This is a genomic window from Pseudoroseomonas ludipueritiae (assembly GCF_014490445.1).
Taxonomy (GTDB): Bacteria; Pseudomonadota; Alphaproteobacteria; order Acetobacterales; family Acetobacteraceae; genus Pseudoroseomonas; species Pseudoroseomonas ludipueritiae.
In genome coordinates this window covers 1-2,088 of record NZ_JACTUZ010000303.1, presented here as the reverse complement: position 1 = coordinate 2,088, position 2,088 = coordinate 1, and the positions used below count along the sequence as shown (strand labels likewise).

Sequence of the window (2,088 nt, the reverse complement as noted above, 5' to 3'; positions counted from 1 at the left end):
TCCCGCCCGTCATGCCACTTCACGCCCGGGCGCAGCTTGAATTCCCAGAGGGTCGGCTCGATCACCTTCCAGGATTCCGCCAGCATCGGCCGGATCTGCGCATTGGCGTCCAGCTCCGTCAGCCGGTCGAAGAAATGCGTGCCGAGGCCGTTATTGGGAGACGCGTTGTAGAAATGCGGGTCCAGCGAGGTCACCGAGCCGCCGATGGCGATGGTCAGGTCCTGCGCCAGCGCCGGCTGCGCGGCGGCCAGGCCGAAGCTGGCGGCTCCCAGCAGCAGGGCTGCCTTCAGGCTCGGCAGGGTGGTGGGCATGGTGGCTTCCTCCGGATCATTTCTGAGGAAGCTCTGCAAGAAAGACAAATTTTGCGCAAGACGGTGCGGCCCATAAAGCCGCTGCCGGGCGGGCCGCGTGCCCGCCCGGCCTTCCGGCTCAGCCCTTGGCGGGTTTCAGGTCGATGGCCCGGGTGCGCTCGTCCATGCGCGGGCTGTGCTGCAGGCCCTTCTTCACCGCCCAGGTATTCACCAGCTGGTGCAGCGGGATGATGGCCACATCGTCGATTGCCATCTTGATCGCCTGCTGCAGCAGCTTCTCGCGCTCCTCATCGTCCAGCGTGCTGGTGGCCTTGAGGGTCAGGGCATCCAGCTCCGGGTTGGAATAGCGGCCGGAGTTATTGGCGCCGAAGCGGGTTTCCTGGCTGTAGGTGCCTATGATGTTCACCAGGGCATAGGAAGCCTCGCCCGTCAGGCTGCCCCAGCCCATCAGCCTGATGCCGAATTCCTGCCGGTTGGAGCGGACGGAATAGGTGCTCCAGGGCAGGGCCTCGACGGTGGTCTGCACGCCGGCCCGCGTCCACATCTGCGCCACGGCCTGGGCGGTCTTGGCGTCGTTGGGGTAGCGGTCGTTCGGCGTGTGCAGGGTCATCCTGAAGCCGCGCGGGAAGCCTGCCTCGGCGAGCAGCTTCCTGGCGCCCTCGAGGTCCTGCTCCAGCGGCTTCACCTCCGGATTATAGGAATAGGTGCCGGGCGGCAGCCATTGGCCGGCCGGCTTGGCCGTATCCTCCATCACGCGCTCCGCCAGGGCCTCGCGGCTGACGGCCATGGAAAGCGCGCGGCGGACGCGCAGGTCGTTGAAGGGGTTCCTCGCCAGCGGCTTGCCGTCATTGTCGGTGACAAAGACCGGGTTCTCGTCGCGCGAGCGGTCCGGCGCCAGGTAGATGAGGCGCAGGCCCTGGATGGAGGTCACCTGAACCTTCGGGTCCTGCCGCAGCTTGGGGATGTCGGAGGAAGGAACGGTGTCGATGATGTCCACATCGCCCGAGAGGATCGCCGCCGTGCGGGCGGCGGGATTGGAGATGATGCGGAAGTCCACCGTCGCCCAGTCCGGCTTGCCGCCCCAGTAGTTGTCGTTGCGCGTCATCTGCACGCGGTTGCCCGGCGTGTAGCTGTTGAAGCGATAGGGGCCGGTGCCGACCACCGCCTTGCCGCTGTTGTAATCCTCGGTGGAGGCATTCTGCCCCACGTGGCGGGAGATGACGAAGAGCGAGGCGAAATCCACCGGCAGCAGCGGATAGGGGCCGGGGGTGTGGAAGCGGATGGTCAGCGGGTCCACGATCTCCACGCTCTTCACGCCGCGCACGAAGGCGCCGAAGCCGCCAGGGCTGTTCGGCACATTGGGCGCGCGCTCGATGGTGAAGGCGACATCCTCGGCGGTGAAGTCCCGCCCGTCATGCCACTTCACGCCCGGGCGCAGCTTGAATTCCCAGACATCGGGGGCAACGGCCTTCCAGGATTCGGCCAGTGCCGGCTGCATCTTGGCGTTGCTGTCGAATTCGGTCAGCCGCTCGAAGAAATGCGCGGCGGCGCTGTGGTTGGGGGAAGCGTTGTAGAAATGCGGGTCCAGCGAGGTCACCGAGCCGCCGATGGCGATGGTGACATTCTGGGCCGCAGCCGGCTGCGCCATGGCCAGGGACAGCATGGCGGAGCCCATCAGCAGGGCCGCCTTCAACCGGAAATTCGCAACAGCCATCAACGCCGCTCCTCAGGGGAATGAGGGCGAGACCTCAGCAAGAAACATAACGGCCATGCAAGG

General features: G+C 66.2%; 2 protein-coding genes. Both read right to left on the bottom strand.

What is annotated here, in order from left to right; genetic code table 11:
* On the bottom strand, positions 1-311 hold a 311-nt coding region (locus IBL25_RS25825; protein ID WP_238940672.1), incomplete at its 3' end, for an ABC transporter substrate-binding protein.
* A 118-nt stretch (positions 312-429) separates the two neighbouring features.
* Positions 430-2,025: an ABC transporter substrate-binding protein gene (locus tag IBL25_RS25820; RefSeq protein WP_187781301.1), complete on the bottom strand. Its 1,596-nt coding sequence runs from the start codon at positions 2,023-2,025 to the stop codon at positions 430-432.
* Positions 2,026-2,088: the final 63 nt, after the last annotated feature.